The organism is Psychrobacter nivimaris (assembly GCF_009812035.1).
In the GTDB taxonomy this organism is placed as follows: Bacteria; Pseudomonadota; Gammaproteobacteria; order Pseudomonadales; family Moraxellaceae; genus Psychrobacter; species Psychrobacter nivimaris.
This window is the reverse complement of sequence record NZ_VZIZ01000047.1, coordinates 1-6,422: the sequence shown is the minus strand read 5'-3', so window position 1 is coordinate 6,422 and position 6,422 is coordinate 1. Positions and strand designations below refer to the sequence as shown.

At 43.5% G+C, this 6,422-nt stretch carries 6 protein-coding genes; all 6 read left to right on the top strand.

The window, feature by feature from the left end:
- Positions 1–313 (top strand): phage tail tube protein (locus FQV37_RS13720; protein ID WP_338104014.1); only part of this gene is annotated, 313 nt, incomplete at its 5' end.
- Between the two features lie 11 nt (positions 314–324).
- Positions 325–795, top strand: a complete 471-nt coding sequence (locus FQV37_RS13715) for a hypothetical protein (RefSeq protein WP_160023712.1) — start codon at positions 325–327, stop codon at positions 793–795.
- A gap of 128 nt (positions 796–923) precedes the next feature.
- On the top strand, positions 924–1,073 hold the full coding sequence (locus tag FQV37_RS13710) for a hypothetical protein (RefSeq protein ID WP_240991038.1): 150 nt from the start codon (positions 924–926) through the stop codon (positions 1,071–1,073).
- Positions 1,074–1,349: 276 nt separating this feature from the next.
- Entirely contained in the window at positions 1,350–2,693 is a 1,344-nt protein-coding gene (locus tag FQV37_RS13705) for a DUF723 domain-containing protein (protein WP_160023710.1), read from the top strand.
- Positions 2,690–3,142 (top strand): hypothetical protein, encoded by a 453-nt coding sequence (locus tag FQV37_RS13700; RefSeq protein ID WP_160023708.1) that lies wholly within the window; start codon positions 2,690–2,692, stop codon positions 3,140–3,142. The genes FQV37_RS13705 and FQV37_RS13700 overlap by 4 nt, the downstream gene beginning before the upstream one ends.
- A gap of 74 nt (positions 3,143–3,216) precedes the next feature.
- On the top strand, positions 3,217–6,422 hold a 3,206-nt coding region (locus FQV37_RS13695; protein WP_160023706.1), incomplete at its 3' end, for a phage tail tape measure protein.

Below are 6,422 nucleotides of genomic sequence, written 5' to 3'. Positions count from 1 at the left end.
TGAGATTCAAAAGTGTTTAGGTAATAACTTATATGGCGGTAACTTATTCGCCATGATTGCCAATATCAGCGGTTCGATGACTATTGCATTTGGTAGCAAGGCTTACGATATTTTAGAGCTACAGCGCACAGGTGGCACGCTATCAATCGAGGTGCCTATCATGTTCAATGCAACCGATGGTTATACGATTACCATTCCAAAAGCACAGATTAGCGGTGACATTCCAAGCCCAACAGGCAATGAGCTTGTGACAGCCGAAGTCACTTACACGGTAGTCGATGAATCGCCTATCATTACTCGCAATGCAGCATAGGATAATAAGAAATGGCTATTACTTTAAAAGATTTAAAACCAAAGAAGCTGGGCGAAGTGGTGCGTGAGCTTGAGTATAAAGGCTTGCTCACACTTACCATGCGTGTCAGTGATGATAAGCAATTCCAGTCAGCAATGACTAAAATCCAGCAGCCTGATAAAACACTGACCAAAAATGCGCTATCTAAAGCCAATAATGACGGTGACGGTATCTCAGTCGGTGAAGCAATGCTCTATCTAATCGGTGAGTATCTAATCACTGAATGGGACGTTGAGATTGAGCCTAACAAGATTGCACCTATCAATGGTGATAACTTTATCGCCTTGTGTGCGTCAGTCGGTGACGATGACGAGAATATCGACTTTGTGGGCTTTATCTCAGATAACTTTACGAGCATGATTAACGAGTTTAAAGAGCTGGGCGCTGAGACTAAAAAAAAGCCATTGAAGTCTACCAGTGGCAGCAAAAAGACAGCGAGCTAACCCCTAAGCGGATAGAAATATACAAGCGACTTGGCGTAGAGATACCCAAGCCGCCCGTTTATGACGATATTACGCAGCAAATCATACAGACGTTTATCTTAGTTAAGAGAGCGCGTAGGTATGTTGAGGTGCAGCCGCTACCATTGTCAGTAAGAGACATCACAGACGTGGTAGAGGCGCACCCTATCGATATGCCCAGAGGTATGCTTGACTATATTATCTTTGCGCTTGATGATTTGGAGCGTAGTGAGCAGGGTAAGGGTAAAAATGCTGACTAATATATAAGAAATTGCCGTTCTGCAAATATGCAGATCAAGAAGCGGATTTATTGGCTTAAAATTAGCTGAAAGGCTTATGTGTAGAGGCGTTGAGGTTGTGATCAGAGTGATGTGCGAATATGCACATCGGTAGCCAACGCAAAACTGCGCTTTGCTTTTAAATCAATGGGTTAGCCCTTGACCGTCAAATTGACGTTACGGGATAAATAAAGGGAAGTTTTTGCAAGGTGATGAATTTAAATATGCTATAATAACCTTATAAAATAAGGATTTGTTATGGCTAAATACACCACTAAGCAGATAATAAAGCAGTTTAAAGATAGGCATGGAGATACCTTTGATTATTCTTTGGTTGATTATCAAGGTACAGCAATAAAAGTAACTATCATCTGTCGTAAGCATGGCGCTTTTGACCAGTTGGCAGGGGCGCATAAAAGAGGTCAGGGTTGCGCTAAGTGTATGTATGATGGCAAGCGCAAGTCGGCTGATGAGGCGATAAGCAGCTTTAAAGATAAGCATGGTGATAGGTATGACTATTCGCTTGTGAGGTATAAGAACGTCGATACCAAAGTAAAGATAATCTGTGCTGAGCATGGTGTGTTTTTACAAACGCCATACTTACATGCTAACGGTAACGGCTGCCCTAAGTGTATTGGCAGGCATAAGACGCACGACGAAGTTATTGAGCTGTTTAGGTTGGCTCATGGTGATCGCTATGATTACTCACAGGTAATATTCGATAAGGTTGGTGATAAGGTTGATATTATTTGCCGTAAGCATGGTGTTTTCTCGCAAACGGTTGCCGGTCATGTATCAGGAAAGGGTTGTATTAGGTGTGCAGGAATACACCAATACTCAACAGACGAGCTGTTAATTAAGTTTAAGGAGGCTCACAGCAACCTTTACGATTACAGTCTTGTGAAGTACATTAATCAAAAAACTAAAGTTAAGATAATCTGTAAGCGTCATGGTGTTTTTGAGCAGTTGCCGTATAGTCATTTTGGTGGTTGCGGCTGTCCTACTTGCGCATCAAGCTACCAGCCAAGTACAAAAGAAGTTGTTGGGCAATTCAATGCTATTCATCTTGATAGGTATGATTACTCAAAGGTTGAATACGTAAATGCAGATAGTGGCGTTGATATAGTATGTGAATCGCATGGTGTTTTTACGCAAACACCTAGGCACCACAAACGTGGTAACGGCTGCCCTAACTGCGCCGTAACTATCGGTCACACCAAAAACAGTTATCTAAATTATTGCAGTCAGTTTGATAGTAAAACCAACTTATATCTCATACGCTGCTATTGTGATGATACGAGTGAGGCTTTTTACAAGGTTGGCATAGCAAGACAGGGCGCTGACAATAGGTTTGATTCGCGTCGAAAGCTGCCTTATAACTACGAGGTACTAAAAGAAGTTAATGGTGATGCTGGTTTGATGTGGGATTTGGAGGACGCTGTTCATAGGCTGCTACAGTCATACAAGCACAAGCCTTTAAAAGACTTTCACGGCAAAACAGAGTGTTTTACGCAGATCACAAAAGAAGCTATCGATTTGATTGATAGCTACCGTACTGTGGGCTATAGTGATGAAAAACAAACACAAGAAGCTGTATTATGAAAAAAACATTAAAATGGGTCGGTATCTTTTTTGCTGTGATATTTATCATCGGTATTATTGCGGCTATTTTTGAGACTGACGAGCAAGCAGCCGCTAGAGAGCTTGATACCAAAAACAAAGAGGTAGCTGCTGAGCAAGTTAAAGCTGAGAAGCTGCAAGCCAAAGCCGATAAACAGGCTGCAAAAGATAAAGCTGAGGTAGTTGACGACGGCAGAATGTCGAAAATAGAGTTATACGTTGAATGCCAAGTAAAGGTTCAAAATAGCTTAAAAAATCCTAGATCTTTTGACCCAGAGAGAAGATCGTTGAAATATCTTGTTAAAGAGAATGGAAACCAGTTGATAGGTTTCGACTTCTACGCTGAAAACTCTTTTGGAGGCGAAGAGATACATCAAGCAGTTTGCGAATTCGATAAAAATGACAAAATAGTATCAGCAGGTTACAAGTAAACCTACCTGAGTATAAACAATAAAGACCACCTTAACGGGTGGTTTTTTTATATCCAAAATAAGGGATCGCTATCATGGCTGAAGCACAAGAAAGCAGGTTAAGCATCGTTATTGATAGTGCGGACGCTGAAAAACGCATTAAAGAGCTACGCAAGCAATTACGCGAGCTTGGGCAGCAGTCAGATGAAACGGGCGACAATACCGATGATTTGGGACGTAGGCAGCGCAGGGCTAGTGACGATGCGAATAGTTTAGGCAGCGCCAATGATAAGGCTAAAAAATCACTAGATAGCATGGCAAAGGCGGCGGCACTTGCAGGAGCGGCGTTAGCAGGTGCAATCGGGCTATCTATCAATAAAGCCCAGTCTTGGGAAACGGCTATGTCCGAAATCAACAAGACAGTTGATTTTGCAGCTGAGGACGGCTTGGCTAATATGCGTAAAGGGCTGCAAGAGCTAACCACGCAGATACCGCAAACGTTTGAGGAATTGGCAGCTGTAACCGCTACTGGCGGACAACTTGGTATTGCCGAAGAAAATTTGCTTGGTTTTACTGAGACTATGGCAAAGATGGGTGTAGCATTCGATATACCCGCACAGCAAGCCGCTGACAGTATGGCAAAGATTGCTAACGTATTCCAAATCCCTATTGAGAATATTGATCGCTTAGGCGATGCAATTAACACGCTATCGAATAACACACCAGCTACGGCAGCACAGCTCATTGACTCATTACAGCGCGTCGGCGGTGTGGCAAAAGTTTTTGGCTTGTCAGAGGATGCAACGTTAGGATTAACCGGTGCATTGATTGCAATGGGTAAGCCTGCCGAGGTTGCATCAACGGCGGTCAACTCGCTGTTAACTACATTTTCAACACTAGATAACGCTACAAAGTCGCAAATTAAAGGGTTTGAAAAACTAGGCTTAGATATTGACGAGTTTAGCAAGCTGGTCGCAACCGATGGTAAGCAAGCGATTATTACTTACTTAGAGGCTATCAATAAGCTAGACCAGTCAGAGCGCATCGGTACAAACGCTATGATTATCGGTAAAGAGTTTGGTGACGACTTGACCATGCTTGCTGGTAGTGTTGGCGTATTAGAAAACAACTGGGCAATGCTTGGTGAAACGGTCAATACAACCAAAGATTACTTTGGATCAATGGATGTTGAGTTTGAGAAAATCAGCGCAACGTCTGCTAATAAGATGGTGTTGTTTAAAAATAACATCGACGGCGTGGTTGCTAGTGTGGGCGATGCATTTATCCCTGCGCTAAATGAATTGCTGCTAAACATGACGCCAATGGTCGCAACTATCGGCACATGGGTCGCTGCTAATCCTGAGCTTATCCAGCAAATAGCATTAATTGGGGGTGCGTTGCTCGGTTCAATCGTGGGGTTAAAGTTAGCTGTCGATGGGTTTATGGCTGTTAAAGGCACCATCGAGGGGTTGCAGGCTGCCTTTACGGTAGTGATTCCAGCGATTAAATCTGCGTTTGCGGTTCTAACTGGCAGCATAGGATTGCCTTTATTAGCAATAGGCGCATTGATTGCCGCTGGGGTATTGTTGTATCAAAATTGGGATACCGTCAAAGAAAAAGCTAGTGAGCTAAACGAATGGATTAAAAGCAAGTTTGGATCACTGCCTGAGCCATTACAGCAAGCAGGGCGTGATATTGCCGAAGTATTTATGTTTATTTGGAATACTGGCAAAGAGTATCTAACTTTAATGAGCGAGCTATATTCAGGCACGTTTGAATCGTTTAAGACGATAGCGACAGGCGCGTTTCAAGTCGTGTGGTCTATCATTAAGGTTAGTTTTAGCGGCATAGTAAATACAATTAGCACGGCGTTGCAGATTGTAGCGACATTATTTAGTAGTGGTTTTGCACTCATTAAAAATACTGTGTCAACGGTTCTTGATGTTATTAAGGCTGTCATATCAGGCGACTTTAAAGCGATACCTAGCATCATCGGCAACGGCTTAAAAACCGCTGCTAGTATCGTTACTAATATGATGGGTAATATCTTAAACATCATCAAAGAGTACGGCAAGAAGCTATACAGCATCGGCAAAGATTTTATACAAGGTTTTATCAACGGTATTAAATCGGTTGGCTCAGGTGTAGCAAGCGCAGCGTCCACGATGGTTGGTAACGCCATTGCAGCAGTTAAAAAGCGTCAAGATAGTGCATCACCATCAAAGGTTACTACCAAATTAGGTAAAGACTTTTCAAAGGGCATGGAAAACGGCATCAAAAAAGGCGCAAAGGCGGTTAAGTCAGAAGCTCAGAAGATGGCTGAGCAAGCAATCAAAGCAGTTGATGATGCGATTGCTAGCTACCAAAAGCGCATTGCCTTGTTTGGTGATAACAGCGAGCTATCCTCGTTGCTATACGACATCAACGCTGGAAAACACAAGGGCGCTAGTGATGCTCGCATTGGTCAATTAGTTAAAGAAGCTACGGCGCTGCACAACCTAGAAACTCAGCTAAAAGCGACTAGCGCAGTGCAAGAGCGTTTTGACAAATGGCAAGACGAGCGCGATAAGATGCGTAGCAATGCGACCGATCTAATTAAAGGCCGTTTTGCTCAATTTGGCAAAGACAAAGCATCGTCAAGCAACAACCTGCAAGGGATGTTATCAGGCTTAGAAGCTGATTCGCCAATGGGTAAGATTCAAGCTGATTATGAGGCGCGTAATGCACTGATTGAGAAGTACGAGCAAACCCATACCGATATGATAAACGTGGCTAATGAGGCAAGACTAGCAAGCGACCAAGCCTATATGGATGCTAAGCGTGATTTGTTTATTAATCAAGGCGAGGCGTTGTTCGGTGACTTGGCAGGTATGGCAAAATCGTTTGCAGGTGAGCAAAGCGGCATTTATCGCGCATTGTTCGCAGTAGAAAAAGGTTTTGCTATTGCACAGTCAGCTATTGCTATTCAGCAGTCAGTAGCTAAAGCTATGGCGCTAGGTTTTCCGCAGAACATACCTGTGATTGGCGCAGCGGTGGCGCAAGGTGCAACACTACTAGGCACAATCAAAGGTATTCAGCCTCAAGGCTTCAAGACTGGCGGTTACACTGGCAACATAGGTGTGAATCAAGTCGCAGGCCCAGTACACGGTCAGGAGTACGTGTTCGATGCCGCATCAACTAAACGTATCGGTGTCGATAATCTAAACGCCATGCGTAGCGGTAAAGCGCCGCAGGGTGGTGACAACATCAACGTCAATGTGACGGTTAATAGTGACGGCTCAAGCAATGTAGAGTCTAACAA

Excerpts from the sequence above, each read along its gene's own strand:
- FQV37_RS13715 (WP_160023712.1), top strand. The coding sequence starts at position 325 with ATGGCTATTACTTTAAAAGATTTAAAACCAAAGAAGCTGGGCGAAGTG.
- FQV37_RS13705 (WP_160023710.1), top strand. The coding sequence starts at position 1,350 with ATGGCTAAATACACCACTAAGCAGATAATAAAGCAGTTTAAAGATAGG.
- FQV37_RS13700 (WP_160023708.1), top strand. The coding sequence starts at position 2,690 with ATGAAAAAAACATTAAAATGGGTCGGTATCTTTTTTGCTGTGATATTT.